This is a genomic window from Streptomyces griseorubiginosus (assembly GCF_001514195.1).
GTDB lineage: Bacteria > Actinomycetota > Actinomycetes > Streptomycetales > Streptomycetaceae > Streptomyces > Streptomyces griseorubiginosus.
Window position 1 is genome coordinate 309,158 of the sequence record NZ_KQ948734.1, and the last position, 18,626, is coordinate 327,783.

Here is an 18,626-nt window from a genome sequence, read left to right on the forward strand (position 1 = left end):
GTTGCTCCTACGTATGCGGTGCGCTGCCAGGCCGAAGTGGGGTTCACGCGGACTCCCCGCAGGTGCACAGCCGGGGGCGGCCCCCTGTCGGGAAGCCGCCCCCGTGTGTGATCAGGCCGGGTGCCGGGCGCTGGAAGACCGCCAGTATCCCGGTCGCCACCAGTACAGAGTGGTCCTGTCCGGTGGCCAGTACCCGGATTCCGTCCGCTGGTCCGGACCGCCGTCCAGTTCCACGTCGAACGGCCTCCAGCCCGGGTCCCGCACATCGGACGCCAGCGGGGCGGTGGCCCACTGGCGCCGACGCGGATCACTCACACCCGTCTCCGCGAACGAGCGCTGCGCCTCCATGAGCGGAGGCCGGTTCGGCCCGTTCGGGAGCCAGGGCGAGCGGAGCTGCCCCGGATCGTCCTCCCAGCGACAGATACGGCAGATCTCGTACCCACCGGGCCCATCGTCGAGGACGAGGTACCCGCAGCACGGACAGGGATACACGGTGCTCGCTACCACGGAATCGGGGTACCCGTCGGAGCCACCGTGCCCTGCACGCGGGGGTGGCGACGGGAAGGTTGGCCGGATTCCACCCTGGTGGCAATATCCGAAACCGGGCACCAAGTGCCGTGTCCCGTAGCCCTCCGCCCCCTAGGCTGCCCCGCATGTGCGGAATCGTGGGATACGTGGGGTCGCAGTCGGCGCTCGATGTGGTGATGGCCGGGCTGAAGAGGCTGGAGTACCGGGGGTACGACTCGGCCGGGGTCGCCGTGCTGGCGGACGGGGGGCTGGCTGCTGCCAAGAAGGCCGGGAAGCTGGTGAATCTGGAGAAGGAGCTGGTCGATCGGCCGTTGCCGTCGGGGCCCACCGGGATCGGGCACACGCGGTGGGCGACCCACGGCGGGCCCACGGACGCCAACGCGCATCCGCATCTGGACAACGCCGGCCGGGTGTCCGTCGTCCACAACGGGATCATCGAGAACTTCGCCGCGCTGCGCGCCGAGCTGGAGGAGCGGGGGCACACCCTCGCCTCCGAGACGGACACCGAGGTCGTCGCGCATCTGCTCGCCGAGGAGTTCTCCGCCACCGCCGACCTCGCCGAGGCCATGCGGCTGGTGTGCCGACGGCTGGAGGGGGCGTTCACGCTGGTCGCGGTGCATGCCGACGAGCCGGATGTGGTCGTCGGTGCTCGGCGGAACTCGCCGCTCGTCGTGGGCGTAGGCGAGGGGGAGGCTTTTCTCGCCTCCGACGTCGCCGCCTTCATCGCGCACACCCGGTCGGCCATCGAGCTCGGTCAGGACCAGGTCGTGGAGCTGCGGCGCGACGGCGTGACCGTCACCGGGTTCGACGGGCGGCCCGCCGACGTCCGCTCCTACCACGTCGACTGGGACGCCTCCGCCGCCGAGAAGGGCGGCTACGACTACTTCATGCTCAAGGAGATCGCCGAGCAGCCCAAGGCCGTCGCCGACACCCTGCTGGGCCGGATCGACGCGGCCGGGTCGCTGAGCCTCGACGAGGTGCGGATCCCCACCGCCGAACTGCGCGAGGTGGACAAGGTCGTCATCGTCGCCTGCGGTACGGCCTTCCACGCGGGCCTCATCGCCAAGTACGCCATCGAGCACTGGACCCGTATCCCCTGCGAGGTGGAGCTGGCCAGCGAGTTCCGCTACCGGGACCCGATCCTGGACTCCCGGTCCCTCGTCATCGCCATCTCCCAGTCCGGGGAGACCATGGACACCCTCATGGCGCTGCGGCACGCCCGCGAGCAGGGTTCCAAGGTGCTGGCGATCTGCAACACCAACGGGTCCACGATCCCCCGGGAGTCCGACGCCGTGCTGTACACGCACGCCGGGCCCGAGGTCGCCGTGGCGTCCACGAAGGCGTTCCTGACCCAGCTGGTGGCCTGCTACCTGGTCGCGCTGTACCTGGGGCAGGTGCGCGGGACCAAGTGGGGCGACGAGATCTCCGCCGTGATCCGGGACCTGTCGCACATCTCCGGTGAGGTCGAGCGGGTCCTGGAGACCATGGAGCCGGTGCGGGCGCTGGCGCGGTCGCTGGCCGACAAGAACACCGTGCTGTTCCTCGGACGGCACGTCGGCTACCCGGTGGCCCTCGAAGGCGCGCTCAAGCTCAAGGAACTCGCCTACATGCACGCCGAGGGCTTCGCGGCGGGCGAGCTGAAGCACGGGCCGATCGCGCTGATCGAGGAGGACCTGCCGGTCGTGGTCGTCGTGCCGTCGCCGCGCGGACGGTCGGTGCTCCACGACAAGATCGTGTCCAACATCCAGGAGATCCGGGCCAGGGGCGCGCGGACGATCGTCATCGCGGAGGAGGGGGACGAGACCGTGGTGCCGTACGCCGACCACCTGATCCGGATCCCGGCCACCCCGACCCTGCTCCAGCCGCTGGTGGCGACCGTGCCGTTGCAGGTGTTCGCCTGCGAGCTGGCCACCGCCCGCGGCAACGAGGTGGACCAGCCGCGGAACCTGGCGAAGTCGGTGACGGTCGAATAGGCAGGGGTCGGACGCCGCTACTTCCTCCGGCCGGCCCTCAGGAGCCGGGTCATGAGCGACTCGCCCCGTACGGCACCCGCCTTCTTGCGGGGGCCGGCGGGCGGCCGGGGGGCCGCACCCTCGCGCGGCTGAGGGATCTCCGCCGCGGGGCGTGCGGGCAGCGGGACGATCACAGCGGGCGGAACGGCCTTGTCCAGTACGGCGATCCGCTCCTCCGTGACCTCCCCGAACAGGGTCGGTTCCACGATCACCTGGAAGCCGTCGAGGCCGATCAGACACCGGGCTCCGTCGGGGCGGGTGGTCATCGCGGCACAGCCGTCGTAGCGCACGGTGACCAGGCCGGCCGGCGTCGACAGGGTCACGCCCGCGGCCCCGATGATCAGCGTGACGTCCTCGTCCTCCAGGGACGGGTGCAGGGTGCCGGAGACCCCGGACGGTGAGAAGTGGGGGGCCTGGGTGAGGCCCGCCCAGTCGGCTCCCGCGCCCGGCACCTGGAGCAGCCCGGCGTCCCACGCCTCCCGGGCGACCTCGCGCAGATCCTCGACCGTGACCGCCCGCAGCTCCTCCCGGTACTGCTCGGGAGCCAGGATCCGATGGCCGGTCAGCAGGCTCAGCGCGTACGACGGCAGCAGGGCCGCGCCGAGGTCGGGGACGTCGTAGCGCTTGAGCAACTTGCCGCGCGCGGAGTCCAGTTCGGACTGCTCGATGCGGCCCGCGCGCAGCCGGGCGAACGCGTCGACGAACCCGCCGACCGCCGCGTCCTGCTTCTGCGACAGCGCGTCGGCGTACGCGGTGACGGTGGCGAAGTCGGCGTCGCGCGAGGAGTAGTCGGCCTCCGCCGAGTACGAGTAGCCGCCCTTCTGCCGCAGGTCCTGGAAGAGGGCGCGGCCCAGCACCTCGGCGAACACGGTGGCCGCGGTGGAGCGGCGCACGACGGAGGTGAAGACGACATGGCCGTCCTCGCCGTGCAGCCAGGCGGGGGTGGCGGGGAGCGTGCTGGTCGCGGGCGGGGTGGGGAAGCGGCGGCCGGCGGGCAGGGTGAGGTCCAGGCCGTCCGGGACGCGGTCCGTGGTGAGGAAGAGGACGGCGTTGTCCCGGGTGAAGCGGGTCCCGGCCCAGTCGCGCACCTGGTCGGCGGTCAGGCTCCAGGTGCCGAGTTCGTCCTGGCTCCCCAGGCCGTAGCCCTGGGCGCCGTAACGCCACAGCGGCATCCGGGACAGCGGACCCTTGCCGCGGCTGCCGGCCTCGGTGCGCAGGATCTCCTTCTCCGTCTCCATCCGGCTCATCGGGAGGTCACGCAGGGCCGCGCACACGCCGTTGAGATACGTGACGGCCTCGTCCTCGTCGCCTGTGACGTGGAAGAGGGTGTACGTGCTCGCCGTGGCGCCGTTGAAGTGCAGGTCGGACAGGCCCAGGTGGTGCAGCGCGAGGTGTTCGACGAGGTGCGTGATGCCCGCGGTGGGCAGGGTCTCGTCGGCGTGGCCGACCCGGAAGGCGAGACCGGCGGTGATCTGACGGTCGGCGCTCGGGGCGAAGAGGGTGGGGATGCCGTGGACGGTGGTGTGGCGGACGAGGCCGTCGAGCGCGTCGAGGCCGTCGGGGGCAGCGAGGCCGTTCGCCGTCGGGGCGGGCGGGTGCTCCTGTGCGGTCATGTCGGGTGTCCCCTCCCTCAGGGCGTCGCCTGAGCGGCGGCCGTGCGGTACTCGATGAACCGGGTCCTCCAGTCGGGCACGTTCCGCCAGATCGACTCCGACACCGTGTCGCCCAGGGCGGCGAAGTGCGGGGCGGCGTCACCGGCATGGCCGCCGAGGGAGAGGGCCAGGGCGAAGGCGCTGTGGCTGTCGGTCCAGCGCCAGTCCCGGCGGTGGTCCGGGTGCAGGACGGACACGCGGGCGGCCCGCAGCAGTTCGTCGCGGACCGTCGTGCTCCGCAGGTACTCCTCGGCCTCGGCACCCTCCAGCGCGGCCCAGTGTTCGAGGTGGGCCTCGGCGATCAGGACACCGGCGTGCGATCCGTCCGGTGCGGCGCTCGCGCACTCCTCGGCGAAGCCGTGGGCCGCCTCCCAGGAACCGCCCCACTCGGGGGACAGCTGCCGCAACAGCTCCGATTGCGCGCGGACGTGGTGCGGGTGGTGCTCGGCCAGCCGGTCGTAACGCCGCCGGGCCTCGGACTGCCCGAGCCCCAGCCCACGGGCGGTCGAAAGCCGGGTCGTCCACGCGGGGACGTACGCCGGCTCCTCCGCGCACACCTCGATCAGCAGCAACTCCGCCTTGCACAGCCAGTCGTGGCACTGCCGGGCCGCGTCCCACGAGAGGCTCTCGGCGGGGCCGCGGCCGCGGGCGCGCCAGCCGAGCTGGACGTACCGCTCGGCGAGGAGCGTGCGGGGGAGGGGGCCGGCGGGCCGGTCCTTCACCGCCTTCTCCAGGAACCACTCGGTCCGGTCGACCCCGGCGAGGAGCGCGGCGGCGAGGGAGATTTTCTCGACGCCGGTGGCTTCGTCGGCGGCGATCCCCTCGAAGAACGCCCGCACGGCCTCCCAGTCCCCGTCCCACGCGGCATCCCTCAGCGGGGCGAGCGCGGGCACGGCGTCGAAGGGATCGGTGACGAGGGGTCTGGGCCCGTCGTCAGTGCTGTCGCCCATACGGCGGAGGCTAGCAGGAGGGGTTACGCGGGGTTACCGGGTTTCGAGGGTGCGCTTGAGGGCGTCGAGGAAGGTGGTGAAGGCGGGGGTGGGGAGGGTGAGGGTGGCTCGGGCGGGGGTTTTGGAGTCGCGGATGGATACGTGGGTGGGGGAGGTGGATATCTCGACGCAGTTGTTGCCGTCGTCCGGGCCTGAGTAGGACGACTTCCGCCAGTTCTCCATGGGCCTCACAGCTCTTTCGTCAGCCGGTTGATGAAGTCGCGCGACTGCCCGGGGTCCAGTGATACGGCTTCCACCTTACGGAAGCGCGTTCGAAAGGCGGTGAGTTGAGCCTCGGAGTCGATGAAGGCAGAGCCGTGGGGGACATCACGCACCACGGTGTCCAGTCTGGGCACGGGGCCACCGGCGTACGCCATGGTGCTGGCAGCCGAGGCGAAGCCGTCCAGGTCGAACGGAATGACCCGAACGCTGATGTCGTCCGACTCGGAAAGTTCGAGGAGCCTGACGAGTTGTGCCCGGGAGGCGGCGCGGTCACTGACCCTGATGCGCAGTGCCGACTCGTGGATCACCGACTCGTACGCGACGGTGATCTCCTGGCGCCTCATGCGGTGCCCCACGCGCAGTTCGAGTTCCTCAGGGGTGAGTTCGGGGACCCTGGCCGAGAAGACGGCGCGAGCGTAGTCCTCCGTCTGGAGCAGCCCCGGCACGTACAGGATCGACACCTCGTGCAGGTATGTGGCGTGGTGTTCCAGCTCGGCGAGGTCCAGGAACGAGGTGGGCAGCTGCCCTCGGTACTCCTCCCACCAGCCGCGTGTCCGGTCGGTTGCCATGGCGGCCAGGGCGTCGATGAACTCCTGGTCGGTGCAGTCGTAATGGCTGGCGAGGCGGCGCAGCCGTTCCTCGCTGACGCCTGCGAGGCCCGATTCGATCTGGGTGATCTGGACGCGGTTCGCCCCGAGGAGGGCCGCCGCCTCGATGGTGGTGAGGCCGGCGCCCTCGCGGAGCCTCCGTAGCTCGATCCCCAGACGCATGTGACGCGCGGTGGGCTCGCGCCTCAGGACCATCGATCGCTCCTCGCTTCAACATGCCTGCCGGAATGGCTCGTTAGGGGGCAGATTACGCGATCCGCTTGCTATGTATTACATGAAAGCCCTACCGTCGGTGACGCAACGCTCACTCTGCGGAAGTGCACCGCTCCGTTCTGCCATGACGGACGCGGCACCGCCACCGCACCCAACCACCTCTCACCGATGCGGAGTTGACCCATGCCTCCAGCCGACCCCTGGGAGTACACGCTGTACATCCCCAACGACCTCCGAGCCGTCACCGTGGCCCGCCGCACCCTCCGCCTCATCCTGACCATGCACGGCCTGATCCGTCTGACGGACACCGCGGAGCTCCTCGCCGCGGAGTTGGTCTCGAACGCCGTACGGCATACGAAGGGGCCGGCCGCGCTGCGGGTGCGGTGGTCGGCCGGGGTGTTGCGGATCGGAGCGTGGGACGCGGACCCCGAACCTCCGCCGCCGCCGGGTGAGTTGGAGGTGCTGGGGGAGGAGGGGAGGGGGTTGGCGCTGGTCGCGGCCTGTGCGGATCTGTGGGGGTGGCAGCCGTTGGCGAGACACGGCAACCGGGGGAAGTACGTGTGGTGCGAGCTGGCCGCGGCCTGAACGGGGCCGTCAGACGTGGGACTCGGGCGGGAAGCCGGTCCAGCGCAGGGCGGCGGGCAGGTGGCGCATGTCGTTGGTGACGAGGACGGCGGGGGCCCGGTCGGGCGGGTAACGGATCACCGTGAGCGCCGCGTTGGCGTGGTTGAGGCCGAGCCAGCGCCACTTGGGGGCGTGCAGGGCGTCCCGCACGAGCCAGGCGACGAGGAAGTTGTGGGTGACGACCAGCTCGTGCCGGTCCTCGTCGCCGTCGACCGGGCCGGTGAAGAGATCGAGCGCCTGGTCTGCGAGCACAGCACCTCGCTCACGCTCCTCGTCGGTGGTGTCGGCGAGGAAACGGAGGTAGAAGTCGGCGTGGTCGGAGGGGAGTTCGTCCGCCGGGGGAATGTAAGGGACGTAGTCGTCGGCGACGTCCGAGGGCAGCAGGGGAACATTCTCCAGCTGCTCGTGGACCAGACGGGCGGTCTGCGCCGCCCGCGGCAACGGCCCGTGGTGAACGGCCGTGAGCGGGACACCCCGAAGCCGCCGACCGAGCAGCCCGGCCTGCCGCCGACCCACCTCGGTCAACCCGCTCTCATCCACCAGCGCCTCACCGTGCCGGGCGAGATAGAGGTAACGGGTGGCTCTGCCGGTCATCTCGGGCTCCTCTGTGCAGGGAACGTTTCAGCGCTCCTCGAAAGAGTGAACGGCACGGTTCCGCGTGGGGACCGGCCGCCGGGTGATCTACGTTCCCCACATGGTCACATCAGCTCACGAGGGCATGCACCGGATCTTTCAGGAGCGGCCCGAGATCCTTGGTTCCGTGTTCGAGGTGCTGGGCGTCCCCTTATCCGCGAAGGCGACCGTGGACGCCATCACGACCGACGTGACGGAGGCCCGCCCGTTGGAGCGGCGCGTGGACACTGTCTTGCGCATCGGGCCGTCCGACGGCGAGGACTTCCTGCTCGCGATCGAGTCGCAGTCGGGCAAGGTCGCGAGCAAGGAGGCGAGTTGGGCGTACTACGTCGCTTACCTCCAGGCGAAGTTCCGGCTTCCCGTGCTGTTGCTCGTGGTCTGTCAGGACGGCCCCACGGCCAAGTGGGCCGCCGGTCCCTTCGACTGCGGCACGCGCGGGTGGACGGCTCTACGGGTGTATCCGCTGGTCGCCGGGCCGGACAACCTGCCGGTGATCACCGATGCCAGGACCGCGGCGAAGAACCTCGCTCTGGCCGTGCTCTCCGCCTTGGCACACGCCCGTAACCCCGGCTGCGACGCCATACTGGAAGCGATCAGCAGCGCCCTTCAGGAACTACGGGAGACGGATCCCGGCACCGCCGAGTACTTCTTCGACTTCCTGGAAGTCACCCTGGGCAAGACCCCAGCCGGAGAGAAATGGAATCGGATCATGTCGTTCGTCAGCTACTTCCCCGGCCGGGGGACCGTTCGGGAGATGGCCTATCTGGAGGGCAAGACGGAGGGACGGGCCGAAGGCGAGGCCAAGGGGATTCTGTCCGTGCTGGAGGTGCGCGGCATCCCCGTGACGGACAGTGTGCGCGAGCGGATCACCAGCTGCACCGACCTCGACCGCATGGACACCTGGCTGGAGCGATCCCGGACGGTCGAGCGGGCCGAGGAGCTGTTCGACGACGAATCGTAAAGTGCCCGCATGAGCATCATCGGGGTAGGTATCGACGTCGCCGAGATCGAGCGGTTCGCCGCGTCGTTGGAGCGGACGCCCGGGCTGGCGCAGCGGCTGTTCGTGGACGGTGAGTTGTTGTTGCCCAGCGGGGAGCGGCGAGGGGTCGCCTCGCTGGCCGCCCGGTTCGCCGCCAAGGAGGCCTTGGCCAAGGCGCTCGGGGCGCCGGCCGGGCTGTACTGGACCGATGCCGAGGTGTACGTCGAGGACAGCGGGCAGCCCCGGCTGCGGGTGACCGGGACCGTGGCCGCGCGGGCCGCCGAACTCGGGGTGCAGTCCTGGCACGTGTCGCTCAGTCACGACGCGGGAGTCGCCTCGGCGGTCGTGATCGCGGAGGGGTGACGGCGCTTCGGAACACCGGCGACCGCCCTTGAACCTCGCCCCCACGGAGCCCCCCTCACCCGTCCCCCAGCGCCCCGAACAACTCCTCCAACGGCCCCGGCACCCGGTCCGCCTCCAGCGCCTCGACCAGCAGATGGCCGTAGCGGATCTTGCGGCCCTTCTTCGTGCCCAGGAAGCGGCGCAGCTGCTGGTCGCGGGGGCGGCCGTGCTGGGCGGGCTGGGAGAGGAAGGTCTGCCAGGGGCGCAGGTCGCCCTCCGCCTCGACGATCTCCTCGACCCTCGCCGTGCCCAGCGCGCGGATCAGCTCGTCCTCCAGGTCCGCCACACACACGAAGTACACCGCGTCGGCCGCGCCCGCCCGCTGGAGCCCACGCTCGTAGAAGGGCTCTTCGCGGACGTCGCACAGGCCCGTCAGACGCAGGTCGAGGCCCGGCGGTCCGAGCACCGCGGCGAAGCGGGCGATGCTCATCGCGCCGCCCATCGACACCGCGGCCACCCCCTCCGCGGCCAGGTCCCGGCCCCGCCGCGCCGCCAGCGTCTCCACAGCCGCCAGATCGCTCGGGCCCTCCAGCAGCACCGCAGCCCGTACCCCCAGCCGCTCGGCCAGTTCACGCGCCGCCTCGCCGGAACCCCCGTTCGCCCAGTCGGTCACCGCGTCCCGGAACGCCCCCATGTCTGCCATGCCGCCGAGTCTGCACCCCCGGTCCGGGCGACGGCACGGAATATCCGGGTACCACGAGAGGCAGCCGGGACCACGGAAGGAAGGGGAGACTCGGACCCATGCGAACTGCGTACAGCGTGGAGACGGTCAGGGCGGCCGAGCGGGAGCTGATGGCCCGGTTGCCGGAGGGTGCGCTCATGCAGCGGGCGGCGGCCGGGCTCGCGGCGGCCTGCGCGGACCTGCTGGGGCGGGTGTACGGCCGCCGGGTCGTGCTGCTCGTCGGCAGCGGCGACAACGGCGGGGACGCCCTCTACGCGGGCGCCCGCCTCGCGCGGCGCGGCGCCGGAGTCACCGCCGTGCTCCTCGCACCCGAGCGGGCCCACGCCGCGGGGCTCGCCGCCCTGCGCCGGGCCGGCGGGCGAACCGTCGAGATCACCGCGACCGCCGAGACGGACAAGACCGCCGATACGGCTAAGAACGGTGATACGGCCAAGACCGCCGATACGGCTAAGAACGGTGATACGGCCAAGACCGCCGAGACCGCCGACACCGCCGACACCGCCGACACCGCCAAGACCTTCGAGACCGCCGAGCACGCGATCCGAAACGCCGACCTCCTCCTCGACGGCATCGTCGGGATCGGCGGGAAGGGCGGGCTGCGGCCCGACGCGGCACGCCTCGCCGCCTTCGCCGACAGCGCGCGCTGTGCCGTCGTCGCCGTGGATCTGCCGAGCGGGGTCGACGCCGACACCGGGGAGGTGCGCGGCGCGGCCGTGCGGGCCGACCTCACCGTCACCTTCGGGACGCACAAGCCGGGGCTGCTGGTCGATCCGGCGCGCGAGTACGCCGGGTCCGTACGGCTCGTCGACATCGGCCTCGACCTTCCCGGGGAGCCCGTCCTGGAGGCCCTCCAGCACGCCGACGTACGGCGGCTGTTGCCGGTGCCGTCCGGGGAGAGCGACAAGTACCGGCGCGGTGTCGTCGGGATCGCCGCCGGGTCGGCGCGCTATCCGGGGGCCGCCGTGCTCGCCGTCGCCGGGGCGCTGCGCGGCGGTGCCGGTGCCGTGCGGTACGTCGGGCCCGCCGGGGACGCCGTGCTCGCCCGCTTCCCCGAGACCCTCGTCTCCGACCGCGGGCCGCGGCAGGCCGGACGGGTCCAGGCCTGGGTGGTCGGGCCGGGCGCCGGGGACGACGCCTCGGCCGTCGCCGAGGTACTGGCCTCGGACGTGCCCGTGCTCGTCGACGCGGACGGGCTGCGGCTCGCCGACCGGGACGCCGTACGCGCGCGGACCGCGCCGACCCTCATGACCCCGCACGCCGGCGAGGCCGCCGCGCTGCTCGGGGTGCCCCGGGAGGAGGTCGAGGGGGCCCGGCTGGCCTCCGCGCGGGAACTCGCCGCCCGCTATGACGCGACCGTGCTGCTCAAGGGCTCGACCACGCTGGTCGCCGACCCGGGCGGCGGGGCCGTACGCGTCAATCCGACCGGGACGGCCTGGCTGGCCACGGCCGGCAGCGGAGACGTGCTGTCCGGTCTCGCGGGCTCCCTGCTCGCGTCGGGGCTCGGTGCCCTGGACGCCGGCAGCACGGCCGCGTACCTGCACGGGCTGGCCGGGCGGTTCGCGGCGGACGGGGCGCCGGTGGGGGCGCACGACGTGGCGGACGCCGTGCCGGAGGCCTGGCGGGACGTGAGGGACCTCGCTGACTGACGGAGGCCCGAGCGCGGGGCGGCAAATGGACGACGGGCCCCGAACTACTACCTGATGGGACCAATACCGCTCGGTCGAATATGCGGCGCCGAAAGAGCGATGTTTCGCTGGCCGCATGGATGAGCCAAATATACGCGGCACCACCCGGCGTGAGTGGCTGGGCGGAGCGGCAGTCGTTCTGGGGAGTCCCGTTCTCGGTTTCCGTGAGGACTCCCCGGATCCCCCCAACCCCCCTGATACGTCGGCGGAGGAGCCTCAAGGCACCTGCGCCGGCGACGAGTACGACGAGGAATTCGAGGAACTGCTGGCGGCCACCGAGGACGTCGAGGTCGATGACAGTGACCGCGCCCTGGCCAAGTGGAGCAGACCCATCCGCAAGCGCGCCCGGGTGACGATGCGTTACCGCGTGCGGGGCAACTGGCTGGTGGGATACCACACCGGAGTGGATCTTGCCGTCTCCACGGGAACCCCGGTTTACGCGGTCGGCACCGGCACCGTCGTCCTGGCCAGCTGGTCCGGGTCGTACGGGAAGGCCGTGACGATCAAGCTGAGCGACTCCAAGTACGTCGTCTACGGCCATCTCTCCAAGATCTCGGTCGCCCGCGGTGCCAAGGTCAAGGCCGGTACCCGCATCGGCAGCAGCGGTGCCACCGGGCGGGCCACCGGCCCGCACCTGCACTTCGAGGTGCGCGCCAAACGCGGGTACGGCTCGGACATCGACCCGGTGAAGTACCTGGCCCGGCACGGCCTGACCCTCTGACACCCGTATCCGAGGGCGTCCCACGGGACGTGCTCATCGGTGGTGTCGGTCGCCTCTGAGACACTGGGGGCGCCATGAACGAGACAGCCACCGCCCCGACCGCACCGCTCCGCGCCCGAGCCGAGATCGACCTGGCCGCGCTGCGGGCCAATGTGCGGACCCTGCGCGCCCGCGCGTCCGGGGCCGCCCTCATGGCGGTGGTCAAGTCCGACGCCTACGGCCACGGCGCGGTGCCCTGTGCCCGCGCCGCGGTCGAGGCGGGTGCGAAGTGGCTGGGCACCGCCACCCCGGAGGAGGCCCTCGCGCTGCGCAAGGCGGGTCTGCCGGGGCGGATCATGTGCTGGCTGTGGACCCCCGGCGGGCCCTGGCGGGAGGCGATCGAGGCCGACCTCGACGTGTCCGCCAGCGACCTGTGGGCGCTGCGCGAGGTCGCCGACGCGGCCCGCGCGGCGGACCTGCCCGCGCGCGTGCAGCTCAAGGCCGACACCGGGCTCGGGCGCGGCGGCTGCCAGCCCGGCGAGGACTGGGCCGAGCTGGTCGCCGAGGCCCTGCGCGCCCAGTCCGAGGGACTCCTGCGCGTCACCGGCCTCTGGTCCCACTTCGCCTGCGCCGACGAGCCCGGACACCCCTCCATCGCCGCCCAGCTCGCCCTCTTCCGCGAGATGGTGGCGTACGCCGAGGGCCAGGGCGTCACCCCCGAGGTCCGGCACATCGCCAACTCGCCCGCCACGCTCACCCTCCCGGAGAGCCACTTCGACCTGGTCCGCACCGGGATCGCGCTCTACGGCATCTCGCCCAGCCCCGACCTCGGCGCCCCCGCCGACTTCGGGCTGCGCCCGGTGATGACGCTGTCCGCGTCGATCGCCCTGGTCAAGCGCGTCCCGGGCGGCCACGGCGTCAGCTACGGCCACCGCTATGTGACCCCCGGCGAGACCACCCTCGGCCTCGTCCCCGTCGGCTACGCGGACGGCGTCCCCCGGCACGCCTCCGGGGCCGGCCCGGTCCTGGTCGACGGCAAGTGGCGTACGGTCGCCGGGCGGATCGCCATGGACCAGTTCGTCGTGGACCTCGGCGGCGACGAACCGCCGGCCGGCGCCCCGGCCGTGCTCTTCGGGCCCGGCGACGGGGGCGAGCCCACCGCCGAGGACTGGGCCCAGGCCGCGGGCACCATCGCGTACGAAATCGTGACCCGCATCGGAACCCGCGTTCCGCGCGTCTATGTGAACGAGGAACAAGCGGGGTAGTCGCACAGTGCGTGTCAGAACCACGCCTCGTGCCACACCCGTGTCACCCGACCCAGCGACACCTGACCCATTGAACAGGAGCGGTACGTGAGCGAGAGCAGTGCGGAGGCCGTCGTGGACGCCGCCGCCACGGTGGCCCTCGCCTCCGCGGCGGGGGCGGGCGCCGGCTGGCGCCGGGCGACCGGGATCGCCGGCGCCGCGATAGGCGTGATCGCCGCGGGCGCCGCGGCGGGCGTCGCCGTCGAACGGCTCACCGTCGGACGCGGCATGCGGCAGAAGGCACGCCTCGCCCTCGACTCGACCGGGCCGTACGGCGCGCTGCGCGGCACCCCCGGCAAGGCGTACGCCGACGACGGCACCGAGCTGTACCACGAGGTCGACGACGTGGACCCGGAGGCCGTGCCCGCGCTGTCGCCGCGCCGGCGCCGGCTGTTCGGGCGCAAGGCACCCGCCCCGGTCACCGTCGTCTTCAGCCACGGCTACTGCCTCAGCCAGGACTCCTGGCACTTCCAGCGGGCCGCCCTCAGGGGTGTCGTGCGGACCGTGCACTGGGACCAGCGCAGTCACGGCCGGTCCGGGCGGGGCGTACGGCAGGTGCAGGACGGGGTGCCGGTCGACATCGAGCAGCTCGGACGCGACCTGAAGGCCGTCATCGACGCCACCGTCCCCGAGGGGCCCATCGTGCTCGTCGGACACTCCATGGGCGGCATGACCGTGATGGCGCTGGCCGATCAGTTCCCCGAGCTGATCCGCGACCGGGTGGTCGCGGTGGCCCTGGTCGGCACCTCGTCCGGCAAGCTCGGCGAGGTCAACTTCGGGCTGCCGGTCGCCGGGGTGAACGCCGTACGGCGGGTGCTGCCGGGCGTCCTCAAGGCGCTGGGGCAGCGGGCCGACCTGGTGGAGAAGGGGCGCCGGGCCACCGCCGACCTGTTCGCCGGGATCATCAAGCGGTACTCCTTCGCCTCCCGGGACGTCGACCCGGCCATCGTGCGGTTCGCGGAGCGGATGATCGAGGGCACCCCGATCGACGTGGTCGCCGAGTACTACCCGGCGTTCGACAACCACGACAAGACCGCCGCCCTCGCCCACTTCGCCGACAAGCCGGTCCTGGTGCTCGCCGGAGTGGGGGACATGGTCACCCCCAGCGAGCACAGCGAGGCGATCGCCTCCCTGCTCCCCGAGGCGGAACTCGTCCTGGTCCCGGACGCCGGGCACCTGGTCATGCTGGAACACCCGGAAGTGGTCACCGACCGCCTCGCCGACCTCCTCACCCGCGCGGGGGCGGTGCCCGCAGGGGCTACCGTTGGCGGTTATGGAAGCAGTACCGCGCAACCCGGTTGAGACCGAGCTGACCGTCACCTCCCCCGAGCAGATGCGCGAGCTGGGCCTGAAGCTCGCCAAGCTGCTGCGCGCGGGGGACCTGGTGATGCTCAGCGGGGAGCTCGGCGCGGGCAAGACGACCCTGACCCGCGGACTCGGTGAGGGACTCGGGGTGCGGGGGGCCGTGACCTCGCCGACCTTCGTGATCGCCCGGGTGCATCCCCCGCTCGGGGACGGGCCGCCGCTCGTGCACGTCGACGCGTACCGCCTGGGCGGCGGGCTCGACGAGATGGAGGACCTCGACCTCGACGTGTCGCTGCCGGAGTCGGTGATCGTCGTGGAGTGGGGCGAGGGCAAGGTCGAGGAGCTGACCGACGACCGGCTGCACGTGCAGATCCACCGGGCTGTCGGCGACACCACCGACGAGGTGCGGCACGTGACGCTGACGCCGGTCGGTGAGCGCTGGACCGCGGCCGACCTGAGCGTGCTCACGGCCTGAGCGCGGGGTTCGTCGTCGCGGGCGGTTTCCGTGAACGTTCCGACAACGCGTCGGCAAGATATTGCGTTCGGCGTCCCGTGCGTGGTCACATGGTACCCAGCCCGTAGTTAGGTGTGCCTAACTACGCCCGCCCCCGAACCTCAGGAGGCGTCCATGTCGGCCACCGAGAACCGGCCCCGGCAGCAGCCGTACGCGATCGTCGCGGGGGTGTCCATGCACGATCTGCTGGCGTCCTGCGCGGCGGCGGAAGCCGTCTCCACCCCGCCGCGGCTGCCCGACCCGGGGACCGGCGGCGAAGCCGTGGAGCGGGACCGGCCCAGGGCCGCCTGAGCCCTCAGGGCCGCCTCACGGGCTCAGTGGACCACGACGACCTGCGCGCCGATCATCGCGAAGGTCCACATCGCGTCGCCGTCCGCACGGGACTCCCGGATACCGCCCGTCCGCACGGTGCCGGTGCCTGTGTCGGCGAGGGGTGTGGCGTCCGGGCCCGGCGCCGCGTCCCGCACGGCCGCGCTGAAGCCGATCGCCACGCCGTCGACGTCGGAGGCGAAGCGCACCACGTGCTCGACGGGGATGCCGTCCGTGCCGGTGATCAGGTTGGACCGGGAGCTGACCGCGTAGACGCCGGGAGCGGGGTCGACATTGCCCGGGGTCACCTTGAAGGTGCGGGTGACCGCGTCGCCGGGGCCCACCAACCAGACCCGGTCGCTGTCCAGGGAGTACACGACGCGTGCGCCGGTGCCGGAGGCGGCGGGCAGGGCGGCGGGGTCCTTCCGGTGCTGGGGGACCTTCGAGGTGACCGCCGCGGGGGCGCTGTCCGTGCGGTTCTTGACGGGGGCGGTGGTGGAGGCCTGGTAGCCGAGGAGGCCGACCGTCGCGAGGGCCGCTGTGGTGAGGGCGGTTACGAAGCCTGCGCTGCTGGGTGCCACCGGTGACCTCTTGAGTATTTAGTCCTGATTTGTGGCGACGGTAGCAGCTTGGGGTCGTCCGCTGCGCCGAAGTCGGCCTGAGGCCGCCCCGCCCGCCCGGGAGCCGTAGGCTGTTCGCGTGCTGTTGCTCGCTCTGGATACCGCCACCCCTGCCGTGACCGTCGCCCTGCACGACGGGCGGGACGTTCTCGCCTCCTTCGCCCAGGTGGACGCCCGCCGGCACGGGGAACTGCTCCTCCCGGCCGTCGACCGTGTGCTCCGTGCGGCGGGGGTGAAGCTGGACGCCGTCACCGCGGTGGTCGTGGGAACCGGTCCCGGGCCGTACACCGGACTGCGGGTCGGACTCATGACCGCGGACACCTTCGGGCTCGCCCTCGGGGTGCCCGTGCACGGGGTGTGCACCCTGGACGGGCTCGCGTACGCGGCCGACATCCCCGAGGGGCCCTTCGTCGTGGCCACCGACGCGCGCCGCAAGGAGGTCTACTGGGCGCGGTACGAGGACTCCCTTACCCGAACCGGTGAACCCTCGGTCGACCGGCCCGCCGACATCGCCGAGCAGGTCGCGGGACTGCCCGCCGTCGGAGCCGGGGCGCTGCTCTACCCCGACACCTTCCCCGACGCCCGCGCACCCGAGCACGTCAGCGCCGCCGCGCTCGCCGCCCTCGCGGCCGAGCGGATCGCGGCCGGGGCGGAACTGCCCGCACCCCGCCCGCTGTACCTGCGGCGGCCCGACGCCCAGGTGCCCAAGAACTACAAGGTGGTCACCCCCAAGTGACCGCCCCCGTGAATCCCGTGCTGCGCGAGATGCGCTGGTGGGACATCGACCCCGTCCTGGAACTGGAGCGGGACCTCTTCCCCGAGGACGCCTGGTCGCGGGGCATGTTCTGGTCCGAGCTGGCGCACTCCCGTGGACCCGAGGCGACCCGGCGGTACGTGGTGGCCGAGGAGGGCGAGCGGATCGTGGGGTACGCGGGGCTCGCCGCCGCCGGCGAGCTGGCCGACGTGCAGACCATCGCCGTCGCCCGCGACCACTGGGGAACCGGACTCGGGGCCACCCTGCTGACCGAGCTGCTGCGGGCCGCGACCGCCTTCGAGTGCGCCGAAGTGATGCTGGAGTGCCGGATCGACAACCTCCGCGCCCAGAAGCTCTACGAGCGCTTCGGCTTCGAGGCCATCGGGTTCCGGCGCGGCTACTACCAGCCGGGCAATGTGGACGCCCTGGTCATGCGACTGACCACAGCACCCGACAGCGACTCCGCCGCGGGTTCACCTTCCGTACGAGGAACCGAGATCAATGGCTGACGAACCCCTTGTCCTGGGCATCGAGACCTCCTGTGACGAGACCGGCGTCGGCATCGTCCGGGGGACCACCCTGCTGGCCGACGCCATCGCGTCCAGCGTGGACGAGCACGCCCGGTTCGGGGGTGTCGTCCCCGAGGTCGCCTCGCGGGCGCACCTCGAGGCGATGGTGCCGACCATCGAGCGCGCCCTGAAGGAGGCCGGGGTCTCGGCACGGGACCTCGACGGCATCGCCGTCACCGCCGGCCCCGGACTCGCCGGCGCGCTCCTCGTCGGGGTCTCCGCGGCGAAGGCGTACGCCTACGCCCTCGGCAAGCCCCTCTACGGCGTCAACCACCTCGCCTCGCACATCTGCGTCGACCAGCTGGAGCACGGGGCCCTGCCGGAGCCGACGATGGCGCTGCTGGTCTCCGGCGGTCACTCCTCCCTGCTGCTGTCCTCGGACATCACCTCCGACGTACGGCCCATGGGCGCCACCATCGACGACGCGGCCGGCGAGGCCTTCGACAAGATCGCCCGGGTGCTGAACCTCGGCTTCCCCGGCGGCCCGGTCATCGACCGGTACGCGAAGGAGGGCGACCCGAACGCGATCTCCTTCCCGCGCGGGCTGACCGGGCCCCGCGACCCGGCGTACGACTTCTCCTTCTCCGGGCTGAAGACGGCCGTCGCCCGCTGGATCGAGGCCAAGCGGGCCGCGGGGGAGGAGGTGCCGGTGCGGGACGTGTCGGCCTCCTTCCAGGAGGCGGTCGTGGACGTGCTGACCCGCAAGGCCGTGCGGGCCTGCAAGGACGAGGGCGTCGACCACCTGATGATCGGCGGCGGTGTCGCCGCCAACTCCCGCCTCCGGTCCCTGGCCCAGGAGCGCTGCGAGGCCGCCGGCATCCGGCTGCGGGTCCCGCGGCCCAAGCTGTGCACCGACAACGGCGCGATGGTCGCCGCGCTCGGCGCGGAGATGGTGGCCCGTGGCCGCCCGGCCTCCAGCTGGGACCTCTCCGCCGACTCCTCGCTCCCGGTGACCGACCCGCACGTGCCGGGCCACGACCACGACCATGTGCACGAGGTCGGCGACCCGGCTCACCACCACGACCATGTGCACGAGGTCGGCGAGGGGAACCTCTACTCGTGACGGTCGCACTGATGTGGGAGGCCCGGGCGGCCGACGGGCGCGGCCACGAACTCCTCGCCTGGGCCCGCCGCCAGGAGCTTCCGGTACGGCCGCTGCGGCGGGAGACCCTCCGGGCCGCGGGGGACCGCGTCCTGGTCATCACGTGGTGGAACGCGGCCTACGACGCCGAGCTGCCCGAACTCCCCGATCCGGACGGCGAGTTGGTGGCGCGAGCAGTGCACCGCTGGCGGTTCGAGTCGGTGGAGTGACGGCCGGCGAG

The 18,626-nt window shown here is 72.2% G+C and carries 22 protein-coding genes; 14 read left to right on the forward strand and 8 right to left on the reverse strand.

The features are described 5' to 3' along the window. Nucleotides 1-111: 111 nt before the first annotated feature. The gene (locus AQJ54_RS47725; RefSeq protein ID WP_428843770.1) at nt 112-609 is read right to left on the reverse strand and encodes a CPCC family cysteine-rich protein; all 498 of its coding nucleotides are present in this window, start codon (nt 607-609) and stop codon (nt 112-114) included. A gap of 44 nt (nt 610-653) precedes the next feature. On the opposite strand from AQJ54_RS47725, the gene glmS reads away from it, so the two are divergent. After that, a complete protein-coding gene (glmS, locus tag AQJ54_RS01490) occupies nt 654-2,501 on the forward strand; it encodes a glutamine--fructose-6-phosphate transaminase (isomerizing) (RefSeq protein WP_062233036.1) in 1,848 nt (615 codons plus the stop codon). Between the two features lie 17 nt (nt 2,502-2,518). Here the strand turns inward: glmS and AQJ54_RS01495 are convergent, their stop codons facing one another. The 4 genes from AQJ54_RS01495 to AQJ54_RS01510 are packed head-to-tail and all read right to left on the reverse strand — an operon-like array spanning nt 2,519 to nt 6,206. Continuing rightward, a complete protein-coding gene (locus AQJ54_RS01495) occupies nt 2,519-4,153 on the reverse strand; it encodes a M16 family metallopeptidase (RefSeq protein WP_062233038.1) in 1,635 nt (544 codons plus the stop codon). A 17-nt stretch (nt 4,154-4,170) separates the two neighbouring features. After that, nucleotides 4,171-5,142, reverse strand: coding sequence for a hypothetical protein (locus tag AQJ54_RS01500; protein ID WP_062233053.1), 972 nt, complete (start codon nt 5,140-5,142; stop codon nt 4,171-4,173). A 33-nt stretch (nt 5,143-5,175) separates the two neighbouring features. Further along, nucleotides 5,176-5,364, reverse strand: coding sequence for a DUF397 domain-containing protein (locus tag AQJ54_RS01505; protein WP_062233056.1), 189 nt, complete (start codon nt 5,362-5,364; stop codon nt 5,176-5,178). 5 nt (nt 5,365-5,369) lie between these two features. Then, nucleotides 5,370-6,206 carry a helix-turn-helix domain-containing protein gene (locus tag AQJ54_RS01510; protein ID WP_062233059.1) on the reverse strand — a complete coding sequence of 279 codons (837 nt, stop codon included), beginning with the start codon at nt 6,204-6,206 and terminating at the stop codon, nt 5,370-5,372. 201 nt (nt 6,207-6,407) lie between these two features. Here AQJ54_RS01510 and AQJ54_RS01515 point away from each other — a divergent pair, with 201 nt between their 5' ends. Next, entirely contained in the window at nt 6,408-6,809 is a 402-nt protein-coding gene (locus AQJ54_RS01515; RefSeq protein ID WP_062023421.1) for an ATP-binding protein, read from the forward strand. 9 nt (nt 6,810-6,818) lie between these two features. On the opposite strand, the gene AQJ54_RS01520 is transcribed toward AQJ54_RS01515, so the two are convergent. Further along, nucleotides 6,819-7,442: a histidine phosphatase family protein gene (locus AQJ54_RS01520; protein WP_062233062.1), complete on the reverse strand. Its 624-nt coding sequence runs from the start codon at nt 7,440-7,442 to the stop codon at nt 6,819-6,821. A 100-nt stretch (nt 7,443-7,542) separates the two neighbouring features. On the opposite strand from AQJ54_RS01520, the gene AQJ54_RS01525 reads away from it, so the two are divergent. Then, nucleotides 7,543-8,442, forward strand: coding sequence for a hypothetical protein (locus AQJ54_RS01525; protein WP_062234802.1), 900 nt, complete (start codon nt 7,543-7,545; stop codon nt 8,440-8,442). Nucleotides 8,443-8,451: 9 nt separating this feature from the next. Then, nucleotides 8,452-8,823, forward strand: a complete 372-nt coding sequence (locus AQJ54_RS01530) for a holo-ACP synthase (RefSeq protein ID WP_062023424.1) — start codon at nt 8,452-8,454, stop codon at nt 8,821-8,823. A 55-nt stretch (nt 8,824-8,878) separates the two neighbouring features. Here AQJ54_RS01530 and AQJ54_RS01535 read toward each other — a convergent pair whose 3' ends face one another. Then, the gene (locus tag AQJ54_RS01535) at nt 8,879-9,505 is read right to left on the reverse strand and encodes a TOPRIM nucleotidyl transferase/hydrolase domain-containing protein (RefSeq protein WP_062233065.1); all 627 of its coding nucleotides are present in this window, start codon (nt 9,503-9,505) and stop codon (nt 8,879-8,881) included. Nucleotides 9,506-9,603: 98 nt separating this feature from the next. Here AQJ54_RS01535 and AQJ54_RS01540 point away from each other — a divergent pair, with 98 nt between their 5' ends. The 6 genes from AQJ54_RS01540 to AQJ54_RS45990 all read left to right on the forward strand — a co-directional run bounded on the left by AQJ54_RS01540 (nt 9,604) and on the right by AQJ54_RS45990 (nt 15,343). Beyond that, nucleotides 9,604-11,190, forward strand: a complete 1,587-nt coding sequence (locus AQJ54_RS01540; RefSeq protein ID WP_248845280.1) for an NAD(P)H-hydrate dehydratase — start codon at nt 9,604-9,606, stop codon at nt 11,188-11,190. A 115-nt stretch (nt 11,191-11,305) separates the two neighbouring features. Next, entirely contained in the window at nt 11,306-11,950 is a 645-nt protein-coding gene (locus AQJ54_RS01545) for a M23 family metallopeptidase (protein WP_062023430.1), read from the forward strand. A gap of 74 nt (nt 11,951-12,024) precedes the next feature. Next, nucleotides 12,025-13,194 (forward strand): alanine racemase, encoded by a 1,170-nt coding sequence (gene alr / locus AQJ54_RS01550; protein WP_062233071.1) that lies wholly within the window; start codon nt 12,025-12,027, stop codon nt 13,192-13,194. A gap of 87 nt (nt 13,195-13,281) precedes the next feature. Next, complete coding sequence (locus AQJ54_RS01555; RefSeq protein WP_062233073.1) at nt 13,282-14,535, forward strand: alpha/beta fold hydrolase; 1,254 nt, start codon at nt 13,282-13,284, stop codon at nt 14,533-14,535. Continuing rightward, nucleotides 14,507-15,013, forward strand: coding sequence for a tRNA (adenosine(37)-N6)-threonylcarbamoyltransferase complex ATPase subunit type 1 TsaE (gene tsaE / locus AQJ54_RS01560; RefSeq protein WP_062233076.1), 507 nt, complete (start codon nt 14,507-14,509; stop codon nt 15,011-15,013). Before AQJ54_RS01555 ends, tsaE begins: the two co-directional genes overlap by 29 nt. Before the next feature lie 153 nt (nt 15,014-15,166). Further along, on the forward strand, nt 15,167-15,343 hold the full coding sequence (locus tag AQJ54_RS45990; protein ID WP_169808221.1) for a hypothetical protein: 177 nt from the start codon (nt 15,167-15,169) through the stop codon (nt 15,341-15,343). A 23-nt stretch (nt 15,344-15,366) separates the two neighbouring features. On the opposite strand, the gene AQJ54_RS01565 is transcribed toward AQJ54_RS45990, so the two are convergent. Continuing rightward, complete coding sequence (locus AQJ54_RS01565; RefSeq protein WP_062023437.1) at nt 15,367-15,942, reverse strand: hypothetical protein; 576 nt, start codon at nt 15,940-15,942, stop codon at nt 15,367-15,369. A 118-nt stretch (nt 15,943-16,060) separates the two neighbouring features. Between AQJ54_RS01565 and tsaB the strand changes: the two genes are divergently transcribed. From tsaB to AQJ54_RS01585, 4 genes are read left to right on the forward strand one after another with little or no spacing between them, the layout of a single operon-like run. Further along, nucleotides 16,061-16,717 carry a tRNA (adenosine(37)-N6)-threonylcarbamoyltransferase complex dimerization subunit type 1 TsaB gene (gene tsaB / locus AQJ54_RS01570; protein ID WP_062233078.1) on the forward strand — a complete coding sequence of 219 codons (657 nt, stop codon included), beginning with the start codon at nt 16,061-16,063 and terminating at the stop codon, nt 16,715-16,717. Beyond that, nucleotides 16,714-17,244: a ribosomal protein S18-alanine N-acetyltransferase gene (gene rimI / locus AQJ54_RS01575; protein WP_174856914.1), complete on the forward strand. Its 531-nt coding sequence runs from the start codon at nt 16,714-16,716 to the stop codon at nt 17,242-17,244. The genes tsaB and rimI overlap by 4 nt, the downstream gene beginning before the upstream one ends. Continuing rightward, nucleotides 17,237-18,367 carry a tRNA (adenosine(37)-N6)-threonylcarbamoyltransferase complex transferase subunit TsaD gene (tsaD, locus tag AQJ54_RS01580; RefSeq protein WP_062233081.1) on the forward strand — a complete coding sequence of 377 codons (1,131 nt, stop codon included), beginning with the start codon at nt 17,237-17,239 and terminating at the stop codon, nt 18,365-18,367. Before rimI ends, tsaD begins: the two co-directional genes overlap by 8 nt. Beyond that, nucleotides 18,364-18,615 (forward strand): hypothetical protein, encoded by a 252-nt coding sequence (locus AQJ54_RS01585; RefSeq protein ID WP_062233085.1) that lies wholly within the window; start codon nt 18,364-18,366, stop codon nt 18,613-18,615. Before tsaD ends, AQJ54_RS01585 begins: the two co-directional genes overlap by 4 nt. Nucleotides 18,616-18,626 lie beyond the last annotated feature (11 nt).